The 22,894-nt window shown below is 65.9% G+C and carries 22 protein-coding genes, 1 tRNA gene and 2 pseudogenes; 13 read left to right on the top strand and 12 right to left on the bottom strand.

The genetic code is table 11. The features are described 5' to 3' along the window. Positions 1–4: 4 nt before the first annotated feature. The 3 genes from AB2M62_RS15170 (at position 5) to topA (ending at position 4,311) form a co-directional block, all read left to right on the top strand. The gene (locus tag AB2M62_RS15170) at positions 5–682 is read left to right on the top strand and encodes a glutathione S-transferase family protein (protein ID WP_404335074.1); all 678 of its coding nucleotides are present in this window, start codon (positions 5–7) and stop codon (positions 680–682) included. Positions 683–739: 57 nt separating this feature from the next. Beyond that, positions 740–1,678: a diaminopimelate epimerase gene (gene dapF, locus AB2M62_RS15165; RefSeq protein WP_404335073.1), complete on the top strand. Its 939-nt coding sequence runs from the start codon at positions 740–742 to the stop codon at positions 1,676–1,678. Positions 1,679–1,752: 74 nt separating this feature from the next. Continuing rightward, positions 1,753–4,311, top strand: a complete 2,559-nt coding sequence (topA, locus tag AB2M62_RS15160) for a type I DNA topoisomerase (protein WP_404335071.1) — start codon at positions 1,753–1,755, stop codon at positions 4,309–4,311. 518 nt (positions 4,312–4,829) lie between these two features. Here the strand turns inward: topA and AB2M62_RS15155 are convergent. Together AB2M62_RS15155 and panC are read right to left on the bottom strand one after the other, a co-directional pair. Continuing rightward, positions 4,830–5,126 (bottom strand): hypothetical protein, encoded by a 297-nt coding sequence (locus AB2M62_RS15155; RefSeq protein WP_404335069.1) that lies wholly within the window; start codon positions 5,124–5,126, stop codon positions 4,830–4,832. 77 nt (positions 5,127–5,203) lie between these two features. Then, positions 5,204–6,052 (bottom strand): pantoate--beta-alanine ligase, encoded by an 849-nt coding sequence (gene panC / locus AB2M62_RS15150; RefSeq protein WP_404335067.1) that lies wholly within the window; start codon positions 6,050–6,052, stop codon positions 5,204–5,206. A 77-nt stretch (positions 6,053–6,129) separates the two neighbouring features. Here panC and AB2M62_RS15145 point away from each other — a divergent pair, with 77 nt between their 5' ends. The 5 genes from AB2M62_RS15145 (at position 6,130) to AB2M62_RS15125 (ending at position 9,761) form a co-directional block, all read left to right on the top strand. Next, positions 6,130–6,924 (top strand): division plane positioning ATPase MipZ, encoded by a 795-nt coding sequence (locus AB2M62_RS15145; RefSeq protein ID WP_404335065.1) that lies wholly within the window; start codon positions 6,130–6,132, stop codon positions 6,922–6,924. Further along, positions 6,924–7,178: a J domain-containing protein gene (locus AB2M62_RS15140; RefSeq protein WP_404335063.1), complete on the top strand. Its 255-nt coding sequence runs from the start codon at positions 6,924–6,926 to the stop codon at positions 7,176–7,178. The genes AB2M62_RS15145 and AB2M62_RS15140 overlap by 1 nt, the downstream gene beginning before the upstream one ends. A gap of 124 nt (positions 7,179–7,302) precedes the next feature. After that, entirely contained in the window at positions 7,303–8,694 is a 1,392-nt protein-coding gene (gene pgmG / locus AB2M62_RS15135; protein ID WP_404335061.1) for a phosphoglucomutase/phosphomannomutase PgmG, read from the top strand. A gap of 73 nt (positions 8,695–8,767) precedes the next feature. After that, positions 8,768–8,929, top strand: coding sequence for a hypothetical protein (locus AB2M62_RS15130; protein WP_404335059.1), 162 nt, complete (start codon positions 8,768–8,770; stop codon positions 8,927–8,929). Between the two features lie 70 nt (positions 8,930–8,999). Continuing rightward, entirely contained in the window at positions 9,000–9,761 is a 762-nt protein-coding gene (locus AB2M62_RS15125) for an exonuclease domain-containing protein (RefSeq protein WP_404335057.1), read from the top strand. A 156-nt stretch (positions 9,762–9,917) separates the two neighbouring features. On the opposite strand, the gene AB2M62_RS15120 is transcribed toward AB2M62_RS15125, so the two are convergent. The 8 genes and pseudogenes from AB2M62_RS15120 to AB2M62_RS15085 form a co-directional block, all read right to left on the bottom strand. Continuing rightward, positions 9,918–10,397, bottom strand: a complete 480-nt coding sequence (locus AB2M62_RS15120) for a DUF1440 domain-containing protein (RefSeq protein ID WP_404335055.1) — start codon at positions 10,395–10,397, stop codon at positions 9,918–9,920. A gap of 62 nt (positions 10,398–10,459) precedes the next feature. Next, positions 10,460–11,346, bottom strand: a pseudogene (locus tag AB2M62_RS15115) (TraB/GumN family protein). Between the two features lie 103 nt (positions 11,347–11,449). Then, positions 11,450–12,283 (bottom strand): S-formylglutathione hydrolase, encoded by an 834-nt coding sequence (gene fghA / locus AB2M62_RS15110; RefSeq protein WP_404335053.1) that lies wholly within the window; start codon positions 12,281–12,283, stop codon positions 11,450–11,452. Beyond that, positions 12,280–12,636, bottom strand: a complete 357-nt coding sequence (locus tag AB2M62_RS15105; protein ID WP_404335051.1) for a cupin domain-containing protein — start codon at positions 12,634–12,636, stop codon at positions 12,280–12,282. The genes fghA and AB2M62_RS15105 overlap by 4 nt, the downstream gene beginning before the upstream one ends. Beyond that, a complete protein-coding gene (locus tag AB2M62_RS15100) occupies positions 12,633–13,031 on the bottom strand; it encodes a VOC family protein (RefSeq protein ID WP_404335049.1) in 399 nt (132 codons plus the stop codon). The genes AB2M62_RS15105 and AB2M62_RS15100 overlap by 4 nt, the downstream gene beginning before the upstream one ends. Before the next feature lie 9 nt (positions 13,032–13,040). Further along, on the bottom strand, positions 13,041–14,153 hold the full coding sequence (locus tag AB2M62_RS15095) for an S-(hydroxymethyl)glutathione dehydrogenase/class III alcohol dehydrogenase (RefSeq protein WP_404335047.1): 1,113 nt from the start codon (positions 14,151–14,153) through the stop codon (positions 13,041–13,043). A gap of 96 nt (positions 14,154–14,249) precedes the next feature. Next, positions 14,250–14,324, bottom strand: a tRNA-Thr gene (locus tag AB2M62_RS15090). A 308-nt stretch (positions 14,325–14,632) separates the two neighbouring features. Continuing rightward, positions 14,633–16,429 carry an aminopeptidase P family protein gene (locus AB2M62_RS15085; RefSeq protein WP_404335045.1) on the bottom strand — a complete coding sequence of 599 codons (1,797 nt, stop codon included), beginning with the start codon at positions 16,427–16,429 and terminating at the stop codon, positions 14,633–14,635. A gap of 284 nt (positions 16,430–16,713) precedes the next feature. On the opposite strand from AB2M62_RS15085, the gene AB2M62_RS15080 reads away from it, so the two are divergent. Next, the gene (locus AB2M62_RS15080; RefSeq protein ID WP_404335043.1) at positions 16,714–18,567 is read left to right on the top strand and encodes a methyl-accepting chemotaxis protein; all 1,854 of its coding nucleotides are present in this window, start codon (positions 16,714–16,716) and stop codon (positions 18,565–18,567) included. Between the two features lie 119 nt (positions 18,568–18,686). Then, entirely contained in the window at positions 18,687–18,974 is a 288-nt protein-coding gene (locus AB2M62_RS15075; RefSeq protein WP_404335041.1) for a hypothetical protein, read from the top strand. 54 nt (positions 18,975–19,028) lie between these two features. Here AB2M62_RS15075 and AB2M62_RS15070 read toward each other — a convergent pair whose 3' ends face one another. Beyond that, a complete protein-coding gene (locus tag AB2M62_RS15070; protein ID WP_404335039.1) occupies positions 19,029–19,334 on the bottom strand; it encodes a hypothetical protein in 306 nt (101 codons plus the stop codon). 137 nt (positions 19,335–19,471) lie between these two features. On the opposite strand from AB2M62_RS15070, the pseudogene AB2M62_RS15065 reads away from it, so the two are divergent. Continuing rightward, a pseudogene (locus AB2M62_RS15065) lies at positions 19,472–21,570 on the top strand (S9 family peptidase). A 7-nt stretch (positions 21,571–21,577) separates the two neighbouring features. Continuing rightward, positions 21,578–22,081, top strand: a complete 504-nt coding sequence (locus tag AB2M62_RS15060; RefSeq protein ID WP_404335037.1) for a hypothetical protein — start codon at positions 21,578–21,580, stop codon at positions 22,079–22,081. On the opposite strand, the gene AB2M62_RS15055 is transcribed toward AB2M62_RS15060, so the two are convergent. Continuing rightward, on the bottom strand, positions 22,078–22,209 hold the full coding sequence (locus AB2M62_RS15055) for a hypothetical protein (protein WP_404335035.1): 132 nt from the start codon (positions 22,207–22,209) through the stop codon (positions 22,078–22,080). The two genes, AB2M62_RS15060 and AB2M62_RS15055, sit on opposite strands and share 4 nt — an antisense overlap. Positions 22,210–22,424: 215 nt before the next feature. Here AB2M62_RS15055 and AB2M62_RS15050 point away from each other — a divergent pair, with 215 nt between their 5' ends. After that, positions 22,425–22,892 carry a c-type cytochrome gene (locus AB2M62_RS15050; RefSeq protein WP_404335033.1) on the top strand — a complete coding sequence of 156 codons (468 nt, stop codon included), beginning with the start codon at positions 22,425–22,427 and terminating at the stop codon, positions 22,890–22,892. Positions 22,893–22,894 lie beyond the last annotated feature (2 nt).

The raw sequence follows: 22,894 nt of genomic DNA, 5'->3' as shown, positions 1-22,894 counted from the left end.
GGAAATGTTCATGATCGTCTTTGGTTCGACGCTTTCGCCCTATGTGCGCAAGGTGATGGTGTTCGGCGCCGAAAAGGGGCTGACACTCGAGCTCCAGGCCGGGGGGATGGGCCGCGGCGGGCCGGACTTCGAAGCCGCCAGCCCGTTCCGCAAGATGCCGGGGTTCAAGGACGAGGATTTCCTGATCTCGGATTCGAGCGCGATCGTCGCCTATCTCGATGCCAAATATCCCGAGCCTGCACTGATCCCGGCCGAGCCCAGGGCGCGCGCGCGCGCCATCTGGTTCGACGAGATGTCCGACACGATGATGATGGCGGCGGGCGCCGCGATCTTCGGCAATCGCTTCGTGCTGCCGCGCGTGCTCAAGCAGGAGTGCGATCACGCCGCCGCCGACGCCGCGCAATATGAGAAGCTGCCGCCGATGCTCGACTATCTCGAAGGCGTGATCCCCGACAGCGGCTTCCTCGTCGAGGATCGGCTGACGCTTGCCGACATTTCCGTGGCCAGCCCGTTCGCGACGCTGCGCTGCATCGGCGTGGCGCCCGATCCCGATCGCCACCCGCGCGCTGCCGCCTATATCGCCGCGATCCTGGCCCGGCCGAGCTTCGCGGCGATCATCGCCAAGGATCGCGCCTGGGTCGATTCGATGGGCGGCCCGGTGCTGCCCCAGGCGGCGGAATAGGGTTCGCGCAGCAACGGGCTCTAGCCGCGCCGCCCCGCCGCCCCTATGTGGCGCGCCATGCAGCTCGCCTTCCTCAAATGCCACGGCTCGGGCAATGATTTCCCGCTGGTCGACGCGCGCGCGCTGGCGCTGAGCGATGCCGAATGGGCCGGCATCGCCCGCGCGCTTGCGAACCGCGACGGCCCGGTCGGCGGCGACGGGCTGCTCGCGCTGGTTCCTGGCGACGACACCCACGCCTTTGGCATGCGGATGTGGAATTCGGACGGGTCGGAGGCCGAGACCTGCCTCAACGGGCTGCGCTGCGTCGCGCGCCGGGGCTTCGAAGTCACCGGGCTCGATACGGCGCGGGTCAAGCTCAAGACCAGCAGCGCCACGGTCGCGCGCCAGCCCGATCTCGCCCCCGGCGTCACCACGATCCGCACCCAGGCCGCCGGCTCGACCAGCACCGCCGCCGTCGGGCTGGCTGTGGACAGCCCCGAAATCATCGAGGCCGCGATCCCCGGCCTGCCGAGCAGCCGCGCCTTCACCGCGATCGCCATGCCCAATCCGCATCTCGTCAGCGTTGTCGATGCCGTCGACGAGGCCGAGCTTGTCGCACTGGGCAGCTGGTGCGAGGCCGGCCCCGCGCTGATCCCGGCGCGCGCCAATGTCAGCTTCGTCGAACAGCGGGGCGGCGACCTCTATGTCCGCACCTTCGAGCGCGGCGTCGGCCTGACCGACAGCTGCGGCAGCGCGATGGCCGCTTCAACTCTCGCCGCGGCGCTCACCGGCCGCACGCGCTTCGGCGACACCATCACCGTGTTCAACAAGGGCGGGCTCGTCCGCGGCACGGCCAATGCCGATCGCAGCGTGACGATCGCCGGCAACGCCACCTTCCTCTACGACGCCACCATCACCGTCGATCCCGCCACTGCCACCGCCGGCACGCCGCTGATCCATGCCCGCCGCGAAGACGAAGCGCGCGCCTGGGAAGCGGCGGTCGCCGAACTCGCCTGAATGCCTCCGGGTTGACGCGACCCGGAACCGCTCTCCATCCTCGTACGCGTACGCGTAAGGAACGACCCGATACCATGCAGCTCGTCATCGTAGAATCGCCCGCCAAGGCGAAGACCATCGAGAAATATCTCGGCAAGGACTATCGCGTCCTCGCTTCCTACGGCCATGTCCGCGATCTGCCGCCGCGCGACGGATCGGTGAACCCCGAGGACGGGTTCGCGATGGACTGGGAGACCTATGCCGACAAGTCGAAGCAGCTCAAGGCGATCACCGACGAGGCCAAGAAGGCCGATCGCCTGATCCTCGCGACCGACCCTGATCGCGAGGGCGAGGCGATCAGCTGGCACGTCCAGGAAGTGCTGCGCCTCAAGAAGGCGCTCCCCAAGGAAGTCGAGCGCGTCACCTTCAACGCGATCACCAAGCCGGCGATCCTCGAGGCGATGAAGGCCCCGCGCGAGCTCGATACCGATCTGATCGACGCCTATCGGGCGCGGCGCGCGCTCGACTATCTCGTCGGTTTCACCCTCTCGCCGGTGCTGTGGCGCAAACTGCCCGGCGCCAAGTCGGCGGGCCGCGTGCAATCGGTGGCGCTGCGCATCATCGTCGATCGCGAACGCGAGATCGAAGGCTTCACCGCGCAGGAATATTGGTCGGTCGTCGCCGAGATGGAGCAGGACGGCACGCCATTCCAGGCGCGCATGGTCAAGTTTAAGGGCGACAAGCTCGATCGCCTCTCGATCGGCGACGAAGGCACTGCGCTCGCCGCCAAGAAGGCCGTCGAGGAAGGCCGCTTCTCGGTCGCTTCGGTCGAGACCAAGCCGGCGATGCGCAATCCGCCGCCGCCCTTCACCACTTCGACGCTCCAGCAGGAGGCCGCCCGGAAACTCGGCTTCTCGGCGAGCCACACGATGCGAATCGCCCAGGGCCTCTACGAGGACGGCGCGATCACCTATATGCGGACCGACGGCGTCCAGATGGACGGCGGCGCGATCCAGGAAGCCCGGAAAGCCGTCGCGACCCGCTATGACGGATCGTATGTGCCGGATAAGCCGCGCCAATACACCGCCAAGGCCAAGAACGCGCAGGAAGCGCATGAGGCGATCCGCCCGACCGACTTCTCCAAGGACAAGGTCGGTTCGGGCGATCATGCCCGGCTTTACGACCTGATCTGGAAGCGCGCGCTCGCCAGCCAGATGGCCTCGGCGCGGATGGAGCGCACCACCATCGATCTCGAGGACGGCAGCGGCCAGCACGGTCTGCGCGCCACCGGCCAGGTCGTGCTCTTCCCCGGCTATCTCGCGCTCTACGAAGAGGGCAAGGACGACGAGGGCGACGAGGATTCGCGGCGCCTGCCGCGCATGTCCGCGGGAGACGCGCCCGCCAAGAAGGCAGTCAACGCCGAGCAGCACTTCACCCAGCCGCCGCCGCGTTTCTCCGAAGCCTCGCTGGTCAAGCGGCTCGAGGAACTCGGTATCGGCCGTCCGTCGACCTATGCCTCGATCATCCAGACCTTGAAGGACCGCGCCTATGTGCGCGTCGAGAAGAACCGCTTCTTCGCCGAGGAGAGCGGCCGGCTGGTAACGGCGTTCCTCGAACGCTTCTTCCAGAAATATGTCGGCTATGATTTCACCGCCGAACTCGAGGAGGAGCTCGACGACGTCTCGGGCGGCCGCGCCGAATGGCAGGCGGTGCTCGCCGAGTTCTGGAAGGACTTCAAGCCGCGCACCACCGAAGTGATGGAGCAGAAGCCAAGCGAGGTCACCGCCGCGCTCGATCTGTTCCTCGAACCCTATCTCTTCCCGGCCAAGGCCGATGGCGGCGATCCGCGGCTCTGCCCTAATTGCGGCAACGGCCAGCTTGCGCTGCGCGGCGGCAAGTTCGGCGCGTTCGTGGCGTGCTCGAACTATCCCGAGTGCAAATATACCCGCCGCTTCGGCCAGCCGGGCGGCGAGGGGGCTGAGTCTACCGGCCCCGAAGTGATGGGCGTCGATCCGGAATCGGGGCTCAATGTCGAGCGCAAGTCGGGCCGCTTCGGCCCCTATATCCAGCTTGGCGAAGGCAAGGAGGCAGCGCGCGCATCGATCCCCAAGGATATCGATCTCGATCTCGAATGGGCGTTGAAGCTGCTCAAGCTCCCGCGCACCGTGGGCACCCATCCCGAGAGCGGCGAGCCGATCACGGCCTCGATCGGGCGTTACGGGCCGTATCTGGCGCATGCCGGCAAATACGCACGGCTCCAGTCGACCGCCGAAGTGTTCGAGACCGGCATGAACGCCGCCGTGGTCAAGCTCGCCGAAGCCGCCGCCAATGGCGGTCGCCCGGCGCGCGGCGCGGCGCGCGAGCCGCTCAAGGTGCTGGGGAAACATCCGCGCACCGAGGCCGAGATCAAGCTGATGGAGGGTCGCTACGGCGCCTATGTCACCGATGGCGAGACCAACGCGACGCTGCCCAAGTCGATCGACAAGGACGCGCTGACGCTGGAGGAAGCCGCTCAGCTGATCGACGCGCGCGCCGCCGCGGGGCCGGCAAAGGGCAAGGGCAAGAAGAAGGCCGCGCCGAAGAAGGCAGCTGCCAAAAAGGCTCCGGCAAAGAAGGCTGCCGCCAAGAAGCCGGCGGCAAAGAAAGCGGAGTAAGGTACCGCACCACGGCGAAAGCCGGGGTTGCGGGACGTGCGGGCCGGCAAAGGTGCTGTCCTACACCACCGGCTCTGCGATAGGCTGTTCGGGCTCTTTGAAAGGTCCGGAGTCGATCACCCCCGCGCTATGCGCCGTGATGGCGCGTGCGTGGAAAGCGTTGCCGCTCGGCTTGGTGCCCGCAACTGTGACCTTTGAGACTTTCCGCGCGGACCGAAATGCCCTCATCTCGGCCGGGGCGTGGCAGGTGCGTGGCGCTCGGGCGTCGCGCGATCGGCGCCTGCTGGGCGCCATTGGGGCTGGGAGGGTGCGAAGGCGTAGCGTGACAGTCGCATAGGTGGCGCGTTGCGCGCGCCAAACCGGCGTTTAGGCGTGGCCTCGCCGGGGCGTCGGTGGCGCGCCGAATCGAGTGGCCTGCCACTTTATCGTGTTGAATCAAAGCGTTGTCGTCTGACGCCGGTCGCGTAAGACCCGCGAACGTGTCAACAATGACAACCGAGCAGCGCCCGGCGTCAGGTTCAGGCAGCGCGGAGCTGAAGCCCGCGCAGCCAGGCGCGTGCCGCCTTCTGCGCGTCGTTGATCTCGCGCGCGGTCATGTCCTCGGCGATCTCGGCGCGGCACATCTGCGCCGCTTCGCTGCCCGACACCGCGGCGATGTTGAACCATTTATGCGCTTCGACCAGGTCCACGCCGACGCCATCGGCGCCGCTCGAATAGACCATGCCCAGATCGTAACACGCATCGGCGTCGCCGCGTGCTGCGTCGCGCAGGCGGCTTTCAATCAGGAAACGTGCGCTCTTCAGGCTGCTGCCCATCGCTGCCACCCCTAGTTAAAGCTGATCCCTCTGCTTCGGGGTTTTGGCGGCCAAACCGGAAGAAATGGTTAACGAGGTTAACCGGGATCCTGCGTAGTGACGGGGATATTGTCGATCAGCCGGGTGCTGCCGATCCGCGCCGCGGCGAGCAGCCGCCAGGGGCGGCCGGGCTCGGCGCTGCCCAGCGTCTCGGCATCGGCGAGCACGACATAATCGACGTCGAAGCCTGCCGCGGTCAGCGAGTCGCGGGCCTGAGCCAGCGCCGCCTCGGGGTCGCCACCCTCGACGATCGCACGCTCGGCGGCGCCCAGCGCGCGCGGCAGCGCAACTGCCCGGGCGCGCTCGTCGGGCATCAGATAGGCGTTGCGCGAAGAGAGGGCGAGGCCGTCATCCTCGCGCTGGGTGACCACGCCCTGGATCTCGACGTCGATGTTGAGGTCGGCGGTCATCCGGCGGATGACGGCGAGCTGCTGCCAATCCTTCTCGCCGAACAGCGCGATGTCGGGGCGGACCTGGTTGAACAGCTTGGAGACCACCGTGGCGACTCCGTCGAAATGGCCAGGCCGGTGGGCGCCGTCGAGGACTTCGCTGACTCCGGTCACCGAGACGTTGGTCGCGAAGCCTTGCGGGTACATCACGTCTACCGGCGGCAGCCACAGGATATCGGTGCCCGCATTGGTCAGCAGCCGCGAGTCGGCGGCTTCCTTGCGCGGATATTGGTCGAAATCCTCGTTCGGCCCGAACTGCCTGGGATTGACGAAGATCGAGACGACCACGCGGTCCGCGGCGCGCTTGGCCGCCTCCACCAATGCCATATGCCCGTCATGCAGGGCGCCCATCGTCGGCACCAGCGCCACGCGTTCGCCGGCGCTCCTGAAGGCGGCCAGCGCCTCGCGAAGATCTTCGAGCCGACGGATTGTTTGCACGGAATGGCACTTTCGATAAGGTGAGGGGCGGCCTTCTATGGGGGAGGGCTGCGCGATCAATAAAGGAAGTTTAGGCGTTGAACGATCGAGCGAAGCGACTGCATGTCCTCGTCTTTGCAAACGAAAAGGGCGGGACCGGCAAGTCGACCACCGCGGTGCACGCTGCGATTGCGCTGGCGTTCAAGGGCGCGCGCGTCGCGTGCTTCGACCTCGACCATCGCCAGCGCACCATGGGGCGCTATCTCGACAACCGCCTCGCGACGATCCGCCGCACCGGCCGCCAGCTGCCGATGCCGACCTATGAGACGCATGACGGCGAGAGCCTCGATTTCTTCTCGGAGACGCTCGACCGGCTCGGCGAGGATGCCGATTTCCTGGTGATCGATACGCCGGGCCGCGACGATCGCTTCGCCCGCATCGCCGTGACCAATGCCGATACGCTGGTCACCCCGATGAACGACAGTTTCGTCGATTTCGATCTGATCGGCCAGGTCGATCCCGAGACCTTCCGGGTCGTGCGCCCCAGCTTCTATTCGGAGCTGATCTGGGAATCGCGCAAGCGCCGCGCCAAGGCGGACGGCGAGACGATCGACTGGGTAGTGCTCCGCAACCGCATGCAGCATATCGAGGCGCGCAACATGCGCCGCGTGTCCGAGGCGATCGACCAGCTCTCGAAGCGGGTCGGATTCCGGGTGATCTCGGGCCTGTCGGAGCGGGTGATCTACCGCGAGCTGTTCCCCCAGGGGCTGACCATGCTCGACAGCCGCGAGTTCGGCGAAATGGGGCTGGCGCACGTCGCCGCACGCCAGGAGCTGCGCGAGATGATGGCCGGACTCGCGCTTCCCGAAACCGCCGTGCCGTTGTTCGCCTGATGGGCAAGGCAATCCTCGCGGCGCTGATCCTGTTTGCCATCTACCAGCTGCTGCTCAAGGCGAAGCCCAAGCCCCGGCGCGTGACGATGCCAGAGGACGAGGCGCGCGCGATCCTGGGCGTTTCGCGCGAAGCGGACGCCGAATTGATCCGCGCCGCGCACCGCCGGCTGGTCAGCGCGGTCCATCCCGACAAGGGGGGATCGGCCGAGCTCACCCGGCGGATCAACGCCGCGCGCGACACGTTGCTGCGTTAGGATTTAGCAGAGTACGGCGGGGCGATGCTGCAGTGCGTCAAAATGATCCGCTTGTTACGTTCGCGCAATTGAACTTTCCGCCTTGCTCGGGGATTAGGCGGGCAAACACTTCTCGGGAGGCACCATGACGCATCGTTTCGACCCCACTTCGCTGCGCGAGTATGACATTCGCGGAATCGTGGGGCAGACGCTCGGCGCCGACGACGCCCGCGCGATCGGCCGCAGCTTCGGCACGCTGCTGCGCCGCGCCGGCGGGCACCGCGTCGCAGTGGGTCGCGACGGCCGGCTGTCCTCGCCCGAGTTCGAGGTGGCGCTGATCGAGGGATTGACCGGATCGGGCTGCGACGTCGTCCGCATCGGCATGGGCCCCACGCCGATGCTTTATTATGCCGAGGCCACGCTAGAAGTGGATGGCGGCATCCAGATAACCGGCAGCCATAATCCCGGCAATTATAACGGCTTCAAGATGGTGTTCCAGCATCGTCCGTTTTTCGGCGAGGACATCCAGACGATCGGCAAGGTTGCGGCCGAGGGTGACTGGGACGAGGGCACCGGCGAAGTCACCGACTATGACATCCTCGATGCCTATGTCGGCCGGCTGCTCGCAGGCTATGCCGGCGGCGCGTACAAGATCGGCTGGGACACCGGGAACGGCGCCGCGGGTCCAGTGATCGAGAAGCTGGTCGCACAGCTCCCGGGTGAGCACCACACGCTGTTCACCGAAGTGGACGGTCACTTCCCCAACCATCATCCCGATCCCACCGAGGAAAAGAACCTCGCCGATCTCAAGAAGCTCGTCGCCGACAAGCAGCTCGACTTCGGATTGGCCTTTGACGGCGATGGCGATCGGATCGGCGCGATCGACGGCCAGGGCCGTGTGGTCTGGGGCGATCAGATCCTGTCCATTCTGGCGGAGCCTCTGCTCAAGGCCGATCCCGGCGCGACGGTGATCGCCGACGTCAAGGCCAGTCAGGCGCTCTACGACCGCGTCGCCGAATTGGGCGGCAAGCCGGTGATGTGGAAGACCGGGCACAGTCTGATCAAGACCAAGATGAAGGAAACCGGCGCGCCGCTCGCCGGCGAGATGAGCGGCCACATCTTCTTCGCCGACACCTTCTATGGCTATTATGGCTATGACGATGCGCAGTTCGCCGCCGTCCAGCTGATCCGCGCGATCCATTCGACCGGCAAGTCGCTGACCGAGCTCAAGGATGCGATGCCGCCGATGATCAACACGCCCGAAATGCGCTTCCAGGTTGACGAGAGCCGCAAGTTCGCGGTGATCGACGAAGTGCTCGAGCGGCTTGAGGCCGAGGGCGCCGACGTCAATCGCACCGACGGCGCACGCGTCAACACCGCCGATGGCTGGTGGCTGCTGCGTGCGTCTAACACCCAGGACGTGCTGGTCGCGCGTGCCGAAGCCAAGAGCCAGGAAGGGCTCGACCGCCTGATGGCGCAGATCGACGCGCAGCTCGCCGCCAGCGGCCTGGAGCGCGGACCGCAAGCGGCGCACTGAGCCATTTCCCACGACGAGCGGTTGGAACCTTGATCTGGATCAAGGGGTTCAACCGTTCGAGTGGGAATGGATTGTGACTGACAAGCGTAGCGCAGAATATTCCGAGATCGAAGACGCGCAGGCGGGCCTCCGCGAATGTATCGAGGCGACCAAGCAGCTTGCCGAGCGCGCCGACGATCTCCTCCAGCAGCACAAGGCGCGCCGGGTTCGCGAGCGCGCCGGCGATCCGGACTAGCGGCGCGCCGCGGCAGCGAACCGCAAGTTTCGGCTGGCATTCGCGGGCGGTAGCCCCCACCTAACGCGCAATGCCCCCGCCCCCCTCCATCATCCGCGTCATCGACCTCGAAACCACCGGCCAGGCCCCGCCGCAGCACGGCGTGGTCGAGATCGGCTGGCAGGACGTCGCGCTGCAGCCCGACGGGCGCTGGGAGATCGAAGGCGAAGGCGGCAACCGGATGGTCAATCCGGGCCGCCAGATTCCGCCGCTGACGATGGCGATCCACCATATCCGCGACGAAGACGTTGCCGACGCACCGTGGTGGCACGATGTCGCGCGGCCGGTCCTCGATCCCTGGCCGCGCCGCGTGGCGCTCGCCGCGCACCGCGCGACCTTCGAGGAACAGTTCTGCACGCCGGCGCTCACCCGCGGCGCCGACTGGATCTGCACCTGGAAGTGCGCGCTTCGCCTTTGGCCCGATTCGCCGGGCTTTTCGAACCAGATGCTGCGCTATTGGCGCAAGCCCGAGGGACTGGTCCATGAGCGCGGGCTGCCGGCGCACCGCGCCTTCCCCGATGCCTATGTGACCGCGCATCACCTGCGCGACATGCTCAACGAAGCGAGCGTGGCGCAGCTGATCCAATGGTCGAAAGAGCCGGGGCTGTTGCCGCGGGTGCGCTACGGCCCCGATCGCGGCAAGGAATGGAGCGAGATCGACGACGAATCGCTCGCCGGCTTCCTCCAGGACCGCGACGTCGACATCCGCCATACCGCCCAGGTAGAGCTGGCTCGGCGCCGCGGCGGCGGGCCGGTAGGCCGCAGTGTGGCCCAGGAACAATTGCTGTTCTAGCCCGCAAAAAGCGCTGTCCTACAAGGGATCGGTCGATCTATCATCGGGCAACTCAACGAATGGCTCGTACGTAGCGGAGCCCAGTTCGTGGAAAAGACCGCCTCCGTTGAGTTCGATAGAGGCGCTTTGCGCGGAACTTGGTCGACTTGTCGGGGCTTAGCGTCGCCCGACGAGCAGCCTGCGAATGCCTTCGAGGACGAGGCCGTAGACCAGATGCGAGGCCGCGCCATAGGCATGGGTGGCGGCCGGGGTCTCGTCCGGCGCGGGCGCCAGGCCCGCTACTGGAACCGCGGTCTCGTCGAGCAGCGCCGAGGTGGCGATGCCATAGGCGCTGCCGAAGCCCGTGCTCGCCTCGGGCTTGTACTCCGCAAGCACGCCGTAGATGCCGCCCAGCACTCCGCCGACGACATAATGCACCGCCTGGCCGGCTGACTCGCGATAGGGCTCGGGTACGGGATCGCCGATCACCGCCTCGCTAGCCACGTCGGCCGCCTTGACGGTCGCGGGATCCTCGTCGCCGCCTTCGTCGGGAAGCAGCTTCGATGCCTGTGCCTGGAAGGCGGCCATCGCCGCTGAGGCGACGAGCCCCGCGACGATGCCCGCCGCCAGGCCAAGAAAGGGACGCGGTTTGGCCAATGCGTTGCTCCAGCGGGAACAGGTCCAGGCCCGAACGCCCGCGACGGCGTTCGGGTCCGGCCTCAATAGGCGATGCGGGTCGACTGGACCTTGTGCTTGGCGAGCTGCGCCTGGACGCTGTCCGGTCCGGCAAGATGGCCCGCGCCGACGGCGACGAACACCACCCCCGGGTGGCAAGGCGCTTCTCGATCCAGTCGGCCCAACGGATGTTGCGGTCGGTGAGCAGGATCTTGCCGATCTCGGGCGTGTCCTCCATCTCCTCGTTCATGGTCTTGGCCAGCGTATCGGGATCGCCCTTGGTCCAGCTCGCGATCATCTTGTCGAGCGTGCCGGCAAGCTTGGGGTATTCTTCGACGGTGGAGACGAGGAACTTGACCTGGAGCGGCTCGGGCAGCGCATCGAAATAGCCGAGCTGCTGCGCGGCGGTCTCGAGCCCGACGATCGGCTTGTTTGCGGTCTTGGCGGCGGCGGTCAGCGTGCGCTCGGCACCGCTATTGGGATCATAGCCGAGCTTGGGCAGGCCGGCGACGCTCAGTGTCACTGCGGCGAGCCAGGGATCGAGCCGGTCCAGCGCCGCGGCCGGGATGCCGACATCGGCGAGCGCCTTGGCATAGGCGTCGCGCTTGTCTGCAGGCAGCTTCTCGGTGAGTGTCGGGCCGGTTGGGTTGACTGCCATTTTCATCACCAACCCCTGCATCTCGGATGGGTCGGGCTCGATCATCTCGAGGACCAGCGTGTCGCTCTTGTCGAACGCGGCCTTCACGGCCTCGTCGAACCAGCTCAGTCCCGGCTTGAGAACATGGACGGTGCCGAACAGATAGATGGTGGTGTCGGCATCCTTGACTACCCAGAGCGCGGGATCGGCGTCGGTCGTCGCTGCCGCCGGAGCGGATGCCGGTGTGGTCTGTGCTTGCACGGCGGGCGCCAGGACCAGCGCCAGCGCGGTCATCGTGCGCTGCAGGAACTTGATGGTCATCGATGCAATCCCCCGAGAAAAGAAAACGCCATGAAGCTAACAGCTTGGTGATCGGCAGGCGAGCGTTACCCGCGCGTTACTTGAGCCTTTCGGCATGCCAGGCGACGTGCTCGGCAAGGAAGGTCGAGACGAAATAATAGCTATGGTCATAGCCCGGCTGGCGGCGAAGGGTCAGGTGGATCCCGGTCGTGGCGCAGGCGCGCTCGAGCATTTCGGGACGGAGCTGCTCGCCGAGGAAATTGTCTGCAGCGCCGACATCGACGAGCAACTCGCCGCGCCGTGCTCCGTCCTCGATCAGCGCACAGGCGTCATAGGATCGCCAGGCCGCGCGGTCGGCGCCAAGATAGCCGGCAAAGGCCTTCTCGCCCCACGGCACTTGGCTTGGCGCGACGATCGGCGAGAAGGCCGAGACGCTACGGAAGCGCTCCGGGTCGCGAAGACCCATGGTCAGCGCGCCGTGCCCGCCCATCGAATGGCCGGTGATCCCTTGCCGGGCCATGTCGGCGGGGAATTCGGCGGCGATCAGCGAAGGCAGCTCGGTCTCGAGATAGCTGCGCATCTGGAAATTGGCGGACCAGGGCGCCTCGGTCGCGTCCACATAGAAGCCGGCGCCCTGGCCGAAATCATAGGCAGCGTCATCGGGCACGCCCTCGCCGCGCGGCGAGGTGTCGGGCGCGACGAAGATCACGCCATTCTCGGCGCAGGCGGCGCGATAGTCGCCCTTTTCGGTGACGTTGGCGTGGGTGCAGGTGAGGCCGGACAGATACCAGAGCACCGGCAGCTTGGCGCCGGGCGCGTGATCGGGAACGAACACCGAGAAGGTCATTCCGGTTTCGGTGACGGAGGAGGCGTGGCGATAGACGCCCTGTGTCCCACCCTGTGCCTTGTTGCTGCTTACTGTCTCGATCATGCTTGCACCACTGCGCGCTGCGGCGACCCCTTGCCGAGATTGTTGGTGCCGCCCGGCTCGATGTTGATCATCCGCACTTCGCCGTGGCGGGCGACCGGACGGTGCTCGACGCCGCGTTGAACGACATAGAGTTCGCCGGGGCCTATCGTGACAGTGCGGTCGCGCATCTCGATGTCGAGGATGCCGTCGAGCACGAGGAAAAAGTCGTCGGTGTCGTCATGGGCGTGCCAGACGAACTCTCCCAATACTTTCACGATGCGCACGTCGTTGCCATTGTAGCTCGCGACCAGCCGCGGCGCCCAATGCTCGGTGAAGCTGGCGAACTTCTCCGCGAGGTTAATGGCCTCGCTCATGCGGCCCGGTAGATCGCACAAAGCTTGTTGCCGTCGGGATCGCGGACATAGCTGAGATGCATTGCGCCGAGGATGCCGCCGTCGCGCTCGCCCGGAGGGTCCTCGATCGAGCGGCCGCCTTGCGCCACCGCGACATCGTGGAACAGCTTCACCTGTTCGGGCGAGCCGCATTTGAATCCGATCGTGCCGCCATTCGCACAGGTCGCGGGCTCGTCGTTGATCGGCTCGGAGATGGCGAGCGTGCCGCCCGCATGGCGATAGAAAAGCCGCTTGTGCCCAGTGGCCGCCACGTGGCGAAGCGGTTCTCCCGAAAAGCCGAGCGTGCCGAGCACCGCGTCGTAGAAGCACTTTGAGCGCTCGATATCGTTCGAGCCGATCACGATATGATTGAACATGGGTCCTCCTCAGTAGACCACGACGCTGCGGATGCTCTCGCCCGAATGCATGAGGTCGAACCCCTTGTTGATCTCCTCCAGGCTGAGCAGGTGGGTGATCATCGGGTCGATCGCGATCTTGCCGTTCATGTACCAGTCGACGATCTTGGGCACGTCCGTGCGGCCCTTGGCGCCGCCAAAGGCCGTGCCGCGCCAGTTGCGCCCGGTGACGAGCTGGAAGGGGCGGGTGCTGATTTCCTTGCCGGCCTCGGCGACGCCGATGATGATACTGGTGCCCCAGCCGCGATGGCAGGCTTCCAGCGCCGTGCGCATCACTTCGGTGTTGCCGGTGCAGTCGAAGGTATAGTCGGCGCCGCCATCGGTAAGCGCCAGGATCTCGGCGATGGTATCTTCGCGGCTTTTGCCCCGCGCGTCGATGAAGTCGGTCATGCCGAACTTGCGGCCCCATTCCTCGCGGTCCGGGTTGATGTCGACCCCGATGATCTTGTTGGCGCCGGCCATCCGGGCACCCTGGAGAACGTTCAATCCGATGCCGCCGAGCCCGAACACGACGATATTCTCGCCGACCTGGACCTTGGCGGTGTTGACCACCGCGCCGACGCCAGTGGTGACGCCGCAGCCGATGTAGCAGCTCGTCTGGAAGGGGGCGTCCTCGCGGATCTTGGCGACGGCGATCTCGGGCAGCACGGTGAAGTTCGAGAAGGTCGAGCAACCCATGTAGTGGAAGATTGGCTGGCCCTTGTAGCTGAACCGGGTGGTGCCATCCGGCATGAGGCCCTTGCCCTGGGTGGCGCGTATCGCGGTGCAGAGGTTGGTCTTGCCGGAGAGGCACGACTTACACTGGCGACATTCGGGCGTGTAGAGCGGGATGACGTGGTCGCCGGGCTTAACGCTGGTGACGCCCGGCCCGACTTCGCGAACGATCCCTGCGCCTTCATGGCCGAGCACGCTGGGGAAGAGACCCTCGCTGTCGAGGCCGTCCAGCGTATAGGCATCGGTGTGGCAGATCCCGGTCGCCATGATCTCGACCAGCACTTCACCGTGCTTCGGACCTTCAAGGTCGAGCTCGACGATCTCGAGCGGTTTCTTCGCTTCGAATGCGACGGCGGCGCGGGTCTTCATCGTGCAATCTCCTTGGTCACGCGCCTGATCGGAGATGCCGCACGCGCTTGCAAGGCGGTTTCCCCGAAGGGGAAGATTTTCCTGCGATGGGAGAAATGGTGCTGCCGGTGAGGATTGAACTCACGACCTCAGCCTTACCAAGGATGCGCTCTACCACTGAGCTACGGCAGCACTACCGGCCTGTCGGTCGGGAGGGGGCCTATGAGCAGCCACGTCCCCGATTGTCAACCCGAAGGCGGACGGTTTATCGCGTCAAAGGATGAGCGATGCAGAAAAGAAGGCGCGGCTTGCCGAGGCACTCCGCGCGAACCTGAGGAAACGAAAGGCGCAGGCGCGCGAGCAGCGCGCCGGCGATCGCGAGCCTCAGAGTGCGTTGACCCAGAGCGCCGCCGAGTTGGCGAGCGAATAAGCCTCGTTGGCGATTTTGTGGGGCCCCATCAGGTACAGCGCCATCGTCGCTGCGCCCGTCGCGAACCACATCAACCGATTGCTGCGCACTTTTCCTCCAGCCACTGGCGTTCGTCCTCGCGCAGCTGCGGGCCAACAACTCGCAGGACTTGCGCGTGATAGGCATTAAGCCAACCGCGTTCCTTTTCTGTTAAGAGGCTGGCTTCAATCAGCTTTTGCTCGATCGGCGCGAAGGTGAGGGTCTCGAAGGCAAGCATTGCCTGCTCGGCGCCAGAAATCTCGGCAGGTACGATGTGGACGAGGTTCTCGATGCGAATGCCGAACGAGCCCGCCTTGTAATAGCCCGGTTCGTTCGAGAGGAACATGCCGGCGCGCAGTGGCTCGAGCGCCTGGCCGCCCGGATAATAGGGCTGGGCGATGCGCTGCGGGCCTTCATGCACCGAGAGAAAGGCGCCGACGCCGTGGCCGGTGCCATGTCCAAAATCTAGCCCGACGTCCCAGAGCGGCCGCCGGGCGAAACTGTCGAGTTGCGCGCCAACGGTGCCGTCCGGGAAGATCGCGGTGGCGATGGCGATATGGCCCTTGAGCACCCGCGTGAAGCGATCGCGCATCTCCGGCGTCGGTTCGCCAACCGGAACGACGCGGGTCACGTCGGTGGTGCCGTCGGCATATTGGCCGCCCGAGTTGACGAGATAGAGCTGGCCCAATTCGATCGGCAGGCTCAATTCTTCGGTGACCTTGTAGTGCGGGATTGCGCCATTGGGGCCGGTGGCCGAGATGGTGTCGAAGCTCAGATCCTTCAGCAGCCCGGTGTCCTCGCGGAAAGCGTGGAGCTTGTCGCCCGCCGACATTTCGGTGAGGCCGCCTTGTGGCGCGGTCTCCTCGAACCATTTAAGGAACCGTACCAGCGCGGCGCCGTCGCGGGCCTGCGCCGCCTTGTGGCCGGCGACTTCAGCGGGGTTCTTCAGCGCCTTGGCGAGGATCACCGGATCGCACAGTGGCAGGATTTTGGCGCCGCCGGCATCCAGCGCGTCGAAGATCGCCGAGACAGCACTGCCGGGATCGGCGGCGACGCGCTTGCCCCGGAAGGTGGAGAGCGTCGGCGCGAAGGCGGCGCGATCATGGATGCGGATAGCATTGCCGAGATGCTGGCGGACAGCATCGGTGATCTTCTGGGGCGTGACGAACAGGTCGGCGGTGCCGTCGGCATTGACGATCGCATAGGCGAGCGCGACCGGGGTGTGCGCGACATCGGTGCCGCGGATGTTGAACGTCCAGGCGATCGAATCGAGTGCGGAGAGCACGACGGCGTCAGCCTTGCGCTCGTGGAGCCAGTCGGCGATCTCGGCGCGCTTTGCGGCCGAGCCCTTGCCGGCGACGTCGTCGGCCTGGACGCTCAGCGTCGCGTCGGACGGCTGGGGGCGATCGCGCCACACCGAATTGATGGGGTTGGCAGTGACTGCGACGAGTTCGGCGCCCTTCTCGGCGAGCGCCTTGCGCGCCTCCTCGACCCAGCCGCGGGTGTGGAGCCAGGGATCATAGCCGACACGGCCGCCATCGGGTGCATGGGTGCCGAGCCAGGAGGCAACGCTGGTCGCAGGAATACCCACATACTCCCAATCGTCGCCCGACACCTGCTGGCGGACCTGGAGCGTGTAGCGTCCGTCGGTGAAGATCGCTGCCTCGGCGGGTAGCACCACTGCGGTGCCGGCGGAGCCCTGGAAGCCGGTGAGCCAGGCGAGCCGCTGGGCATAGCCGCCGACATATTCGCTCATATGCTCGTCAGTGAGCGGCACGACGAAACCGTCGAGGCGATCGTGCTTGAGCTGGTCGCGCAGGGCGCGGAGGCGATCGGCGTAGGTCGACATAAGCGTTCCTCGACAAGGTCTGTGCGCCGGCACCGCGGTGCGCGCGCCGCTTCTCTAGGCCCAGTCCGCGACATTTTGGAAGTCATGCGCCGCCGGCGCCTCAGTAAGGTTACCGACTTGTAGGTGAAATAAATCAACCCGCCGCTCCCGGAGCGGCAGGCTGCGTTCCTATGAAGGATACACTGGCGATCGCGCCGCGCTGCCTTCGGGATAGGCGGGCTGCGTTCGCTCGCCGTGGCGAAGGGATGCGCCCGGCAGTCAGAGAAACAAAAACGGAGCCTTTGATGTCGTTGCAGAATATCCCGATTTCCAGGAAGCTTGCCGGCGCCTATGCGGCGCTGGTGGTGGTCTTCGCCATTGTTGGCGCTATCGTTTTCGCCAATCTCTCGGCGCTGAGTTCGGCCTCCGCCGACAAGGAGCGTTCGCTGCAGGCTCTCTCGGCCTCGCAGGCGATGATGACCAAGGTGCTCGAGCAGCAAAATGCCGCGCGCGGGTTCGCGATCCTCGGCAAGGACGAATTCTACGACACCTATCAGGAAAGCGGCGAGGCCTTCTTCAAGGTAGTAGACGAATTCAAGGGGCATTCGACTTCCGACGAGCAGCATCAGCGCGCCGACGCGCTGGTCGGCGCCGTCAAGGAGCTGCGCGGCAAGCTCGACGAAATCATCAAGCTCGCTCGCAACCCAGGCACGCGCGCGAAGGCCGGTGAGCTTTCCGGGGTGAAGATGCTCGGCAAGATCCGCCCGCTGATCAAAGACATCCAGGCGACCCAGACCGAGCGCGTCAAGGAAAAGAGCGAAGCCGAAGCGGCGGCGCAATCCTCCGCCAAGCTGGCGATCTGGCTGGGCGGCGCGCTCTCGGTTGCCCTTGCCGTGCTGTTGGGTTGGTTCCTGTCGCGCAGCATCGCCGCGCCGGTCCGCAAGATGACCGACGTGATGAAGACGCTCGCCGACGGCAACAACGCCGTCGAAGTGCCCGAGACTCATCGTGGCGACGAAATCGGCGGCATGGCCAAAGCCGTGCTGGTGTTCCGCGAAGCCGCGGTCGAGAAGGCGCGTTCGGACGCTGCCAAGACGATCGCCGATGCCGAGCAGAAGGACGTCGTCGACACGCTGAGCGACGGGCTTGAGCGCCTGTCCAAGGGTGACCTGACCGCCGAAATCACAGCAAACTTCTCGCCAAGCTACGCCGCGGTGAAAACCAACTTCAACGAAGCGCTGGGCAGCCTGCGGACGCTGATCGGTGCGGTGGCCGAGAGTGCCGCGACGATCCGCACCGGATCGGGCGAGATTGCGCAGGCGTCAGAAGACCTTGCCCGGCGCACCGAGGGTTCTGCCGCGAGCCTGGAAGAAACCTCGGCTGCCGTTTCGCAGATGGATCAGCGCCTGCGCGCTACCGCGGCGGCCGCCAACAGCACCGTCGAACGTGCCGATGGCGCAATATCGACCGTCGCAGGCGGCCGCAGCATCGCGGATGAAGCCGTCCAGGCGATGGGGCGAGTTGCCGATGGCGCCAAGGGCATCGACAGCGTCATCGAAGGCCTCGACAAGATCGCATTCCAGACCCGCGTTCTCGCGATGAATGCCGCGGTTGAAGCCGGTCGCGCCGGTGAAGCCGGCCGGGGCTTCGCCGTGGTCGCCGACCTCGTCTCGGCGCTGGCGATGCGTTCCGAGGAGGAAGCTGCCCGCGCGCGCGACCAGCTGACTGCCACCCAGACCGACATCGTCGCGGCTGTGGAGATGGTGAGCAAGGTCGACAGCGCGCTCGCCGACATCTCGGGCGACGTGGGCGAAGTTCACTCGCTGCTCGGCCAGATGGCTGCCGACAACCAGGCCCAGTCGACCGCGATCACCCAGATCAGTGTCGCGATCGGGACAATGGACCAGTCGACCCAGCAGAATGCCGCGATGGTCGAACAAACCTCGGCTGCAGCGCGCAACCTCTCGGGTGAAGTAACGTCGCTTGCCGAACAGGCCGCGAAGTTCACCATTGGCGGCGAAACCCGCCGCCCGGCGGCACGCGTGTCCGCGCCTGCACCGGTTAAGGCTGCCTTCAAGCCCGCAGGCTATGTCTCGCCGGTGAAGGCGCTGCCGGTCGCCGCAATGGCCTCGGCTTCGGACGACTGGACCTCGTTCTAAACAAATCTCTCCGGGTCGGAGAGGAGGCGTCCCGGCACTGCCGGGGCGCCTCTTTCATTTGGGTACGGAACGGCTTGGCGTGTGCCGCGCTTATCGGGCGCAACATACGGAGCGCATTCATGGCTGAAGACCGGGTTACGATCGATTTAGACACGCTGCTGGACAATATCGGCGACCGTCAGGTCGAGTTCGCAGGCACCGCCAGCGGCGAGCGCTATGCCTTTGCCGTACAATATGACGTGCTGGAGGCCCTCAGCGCCCAGGTGCCGGACGGCGACGGCTTGGCGATGGTGCAGCAGCATCGCGATGCGATCGAAGTCGCGGCGGGCAAGGCGCTGGGGCGTGCCGATGGCATCGGTCGCACAATCGTCAGCGGCAACGACCTGGACGGCAATCCCGGCCAATAAGCCGCGGCCCGCGCGCCCTTGCCGACGCGCGGGCCGGAGCCGTTCAGCCTCGACTTAGCGGCAGCGGTTCTTGGCGGTGATCGTACGATCGATCGCGCGACCGCCCAGCGCGCCGCCAACACCACCGGCGACGGTGCCGAGCAAGCCATGGCCGACGACTGCTGGACCCGCGAGCGCACCGGCGACACCGCCGACGATCAAGCCGGTATTGCCCGGCGAGCGGCGGCAGCGGCCGCGATAGTGCTTCACGTGCTTGCCCTTGTATTTCTTGGCATGGGTCTGCGCCGCGGCGGCCTGGGTCGGCATTGCGACCGGAACCGTGAGTGCGACCGCGCTGAGCGCGCAAATCAGCTTCTTCATCTCCGTTCTCCTCAATCTTCAAAGCGATGCAGCAGTAACCCGGCGACGCCTGCCAGGTTGCATGAACTGCAAACAACGTCGCGTTCAGGTACGCGTGGAAGGGTTCGACAGGCGATCCGGCTGGGCTAAGGAGGGGTATGACCGATCTTCCCACGCCGCCCGTCGCCGCCACCCGCGCGCACAGCTTTTCCGCCCATGGCGTTTCGATCGACGATCCCTGGGCGTGGCTGCGGGATCCGGGCTATCCCGATGTCACCGATAAGGACGTGCTGGCCTATCTCGCGGAAGAGAACCGCTATTTCGAGCAGGTGATCGCGCCGATGAAGCCGCTGTCGAAGCGGCTGTTCGACGAGATGCGCGGGCGGATCAAGGAAGACGAATCGACCGTGCCGCAAAAGGACGGCGATTGGCTCTACTGGACCGATTACGAGACCGGCGGCGAATATCCGCGCTGGTGGCGCAAGCCGGTGGGCGGCGGCGACGACCAGCTTATCCTCGACGAGCCGGCGCTGGCAGAGGGCAAGGAATATTTCCGGGTAGGGGCGATCTCAATCAGCGAAGACGGCACGCTGATGGCCTATTCGACCGACGATGACGGATCGGAGCGCTATACCATCCGCTTCAAGGACTTGGGGAGCGGCGCGGCGATCGGAGACAAGATCGAAGGCGCAGCGGGCAAATGGGGCAATGTCTCGATCGAAGGGACGATCGGCAACATCGTCTTCACCAGCGGTGGCGACGCCATTCTCTACGGCGTGACCGACGAGAATTGGCGGACACGCACGCTCAAGCTGCACCGGCTGGGAACGAAGCCCGCAGACGATGTCGTCGTTTATTTCGAGGAGGAGCTCGGCTTCTCGGTCGGCGCCGAACTGAGCAGCGACCGCAAATGGATATTGCTGACGACCAGCGATCACGAGACCAGCGAGATCCGGCTGTATCCGGCGGACAACCCTCTGGCCGAGCCGGTCATGGTCAGCCCGCGCAAGCGCGGCCGCGAATATGATGTCGATCTGCACGGCGACACGCTGTTCATCCACACCAACGACACCGATCCGCAATTCCGCCTCGCCACGGCCAGCCTCGACAATCCGGGCGCCTGGGCCGAACGGATCGCACCCTCGCCGCATTTTTACATGACCGGGGTCGCCTGTTTCGCCGATTTCTTCATCGTCGAGGGGCGCGAGGATGGGCTCGACCAGGTCGAGCTGCACCGCTACGATGCCGGTGTCGCGCCGGTGCGGCTCGAATTCCCCGAGGCGAGCTATGTCGCCGGGCTGGGCGACAATCCCGAATATGATGTCGACACGCTACGGCTGAGTTACGAATCGATGGTCACGCCCGGAACGGTGCAGGACTATGACGTCGCCACCGGCGCGGTGACGACCCTCAAGGTTCAGGAAATCCCGAGCGGCTATGATGCCGGCAAATACCGCACTGAGCGGCTCAAGATCGCGGCGCGCGACGGGACGCAGATCCCGGTCTCGATCGTCTATCCGGCGGACTTTCCGCGCGATGGGACGGGGAAGCTCTATCTCTATGCCTATGGTGCCTATGGCCATGCGATCGCGCCGGGCTTTTCGACCAGCCGGATGTCGTTCCTTGACCGCGGCGTGGCGTTTGCGATCGCGCATATCCGCGGCGGCGATGATCTGGGGCAGCAATGGTATCACGACGGCAAGCTCGAGAAGCGGACCAACACGTTCAACGATTTCGTCGATGTGGCGAAGGGGCTGATCGCACAAGGCTATACGCATAAGGGCGGGATCGCGATCGCCGGACGCTCGGCGGGTGGCGAACTGATGGGCGCGGTGGTCAATTCCGATCCCGATCTGTGGGGCGTGGTCGTCGCCGATGTGCCGTTCGTCGACGTGCTCAACACGATGCTCGACGAAAGTCTGCCGCTGACCCCGGGCGAATGGCCCGAATGGGGCAATCCGATCGAGGATCCGCACGCATTCGAGCTGATCCGCTCGTACAGCCCCTACGACAATGTCAGGCCGCAGGCGTATCCGCCGATGTTCATCTCGGGGGGCTCAACGACCCTCGAGTAACCTATTGGGAGCCGGCCAAGTGGGCGGCCAAGCTGCGCGCCACCAAGACCGACGACAATGTGCTGGTGCTCAAGACCAATATGGGCGCCGGGCATGGCGGCAAGTCCGGCCGGTGGGAGAGCCTGAAAGAGGCCGCGGACGAGATGGCGTTCGTGCTGTGGGAGCTTGGCGTTCGCGAATGAGGCGGGCATGCTCGGCCCCTGGCTGCGGGAGAGGCTGCTCGTGATCACGCTCAAATGCTTCCTGCCGGCATGGATCGCAGCCTGGGTGGTCGCGGTGTTCCTGCCGAGCATCCTGATCGCCTATCTGGGTCTGTCGGCGCCGGCGGCGGCGATCGGCACCGGCTGGGAGCGTTTGCCGGCGACGGGCTGGAAGGTGGCGGACGATGTCGGGCCCGCAGTCAAGCTGATGATCGGCGGGTTGCTGCTGGGGGCATTTCTGGGCCTTGAGCGCGGTGCGGGGCTGAGCACGCGGCTCCGTTACGCGTTGGCAATCGCCAGCGGGCTGGCGGCGGTGGTGCTGACGATCGCGCTGGTGCCGGCCGGTTACACGCGCGGGTTCGCATTGGCGCTGACCGGCGCGCGGTTCGATGCGACGACCACTCCGCTGTACCTGCTTGGGGGCATCGTGGCGGGCATAACCTTCGTAGCGAGCGCGGACCGGTGCAAGCGCGTCGGCCGCGATCGCGCCTAGGCCGGGACCGCGCGCGCCACCAGCTTGGTCTCGCGGTGGCACTGATGGCAGAAGGCGAAATCGAAGATCTCGCTGAGCACCCAGGCCTGGGTTGGGAGATCCCATTCGGCCCAGGCATCACGCGTCACCGAAATTGCCCCGCATCGTTCGCACGCATGTTCGACCCGAGGGGCTGCGTTGTTTTCGACCCGGGGAGTTTCGCCTTCTGCCATGGCGACATTCTTAGCGCAGATCGGGTCCGCTTTGGCGGCAATTGCATCCGAAACGGACTCGACACTATCGCGATTGCTGTGGACGCGGCCGACGACTAGCATCTGGCATTTCCAGATCAAGGGAGGCGGCGATGCGGCGGACGGCGTGGGGCGTGATCGGGGCGGGAGCCCTGTTCTTTGCGAGTGCCGGGGGCGCGGCGGTGGCCCAGCAAAAGCCGGCAAGTCCGGCAAGCGATGTCATCGCGGGCCGGCAGGCGGCATTCCGGATGTCGGGGGCGCTGTTCAACGGGCTGCGCACCGCCGCAGCCGCGGGCGGCGACGTTTCTACCCAGGTGTTCGCGGCGCGCGCGCTGAGCGGATGGGCCAAGGCGATCCCCGGGATGTTCCCCGCGGGCAGCGACGGCGCACCCTCGGGAGCGCTGCCGAGCGTATGGAAAGACCGTGCCGGGTTCGAGGCGCGTGCGGCGGACTATGCCGCCGCGACGGCAAAGCTCGCCGAACTGGCCAAGGCAGGCGACGCGGCCGGATTCGCGGCCCAAGTGGGCGAAGTCGGCAAGACGTGCGGCGCCTGCCACTCGGAATATCGCAAGCCGGGCTAGCG

Source organism: Sphingomonas sp. MMS12-HWE2-04, assembly GCF_044881185.1.
Taxonomy (GTDB): domain Bacteria; phylum Pseudomonadota; class Alphaproteobacteria; order Sphingomonadales; family Sphingomonadaceae; genus Sphingomonas.
The sequence above is the reverse complement of the archived record's forward strand: the minus strand, read 5'-3'. Positions and strand labels throughout refer to the sequence as shown.

Excerpts from the sequence above, each read along its gene's own strand:
- AB2M62_RS15085 (WP_404335045.1), bottom strand. The coding sequence starts at position 16,429 with ATGTCGACCTACGCCGATCGCCTCCGCGCCCTGCGCGACCAGCTCAAG.
- AB2M62_RS15080 (WP_404335043.1), top strand. The coding sequence starts at position 16,714 with ATGTCGTTGCAGAATATCCCGATTTCCAGGAAGCTTGCCGGCGCCTAT.
- AB2M62_RS15095 (WP_404335047.1), bottom strand. The coding sequence starts at position 14,153 with ATGAAGACCCGCGCCGCCGTCGCATTCGAAGCGAAGAAACCGCTCGAG.
- AB2M62_RS15100 (WP_404335049.1), bottom strand. The coding sequence starts at position 13,031 with ATGTTCAATCATATCGTGATCGGCTCGAACGATATCGAGCGCTCAAAG.
- pgmG (WP_404335061.1), top strand. The coding sequence starts at position 7,303 with ATGACGCATCGTTTCGACCCCACTTCGCTGCGCGAGTATGACATTCGC.
- AB2M62_RS15060 (WP_404335037.1), top strand. The coding sequence starts at position 21,578 with ATGCTCGGCCCCTGGCTGCGGGAGAGGCTGCTCGTGATCACGCTCAAA.
- AB2M62_RS15075 (WP_404335041.1), top strand. The coding sequence starts at position 18,687 with ATGGCTGAAGACCGGGTTACGATCGATTTAGACACGCTGCTGGACAAT.
- AB2M62_RS15155 (WP_404335069.1), bottom strand. The coding sequence starts at position 5,126 with ATGGGCAGCAGCCTGAAGAGCGCACGTTTCCTGATTGAAAGCCGCCTG.
- dapF (WP_404335073.1), top strand. The coding sequence starts at position 740 with ATGCAGCTCGCCTTCCTCAAATGCCACGGCTCGGGCAATGATTTCCCG.
- AB2M62_RS15050 (WP_404335033.1), top strand. The coding sequence starts at position 22,425 with ATGCGGCGGACGGCGTGGGGCGTGATCGGGGCGGGAGCCCTGTTCTTT.
- AB2M62_RS15170 (WP_404335074.1), top strand. The coding sequence starts at position 5 with ATGTTCATGATCGTCTTTGGTTCGACGCTTTCGCCCTATGTGCGCAAG.
- fghA (WP_404335053.1), bottom strand. The coding sequence starts at position 12,283 with ATGATCGAGACAGTAAGCAGCAACAAGGCACAGGGTGGGACACAGGGC.
- AB2M62_RS15140 (WP_404335063.1), top strand. The coding sequence starts at position 6,924 with ATGGGCAAGGCAATCCTCGCGGCGCTGATCCTGTTTGCCATCTACCAG.
- topA (WP_404335071.1), top strand. The coding sequence starts at position 1,753 with ATGCAGCTCGTCATCGTAGAATCGCCCGCCAAGGCGAAGACCATCGAG.
- AB2M62_RS15070 (WP_404335039.1), bottom strand. The coding sequence starts at position 19,334 with ATGAAGAAGCTGATTTGCGCGCTCAGCGCGGTCGCACTCACGGTTCCG.
- AB2M62_RS15125 (WP_404335057.1), top strand. The coding sequence starts at position 9,000 with ATGCCCCCGCCCCCCTCCATCATCCGCGTCATCGACCTCGAAACCACC.
- AB2M62_RS15105 (WP_404335051.1), bottom strand. The coding sequence starts at position 12,636 with ATGAGCGAGGCCATTAACCTCGCGGAGAAGTTCGCCAGCTTCACCGAG.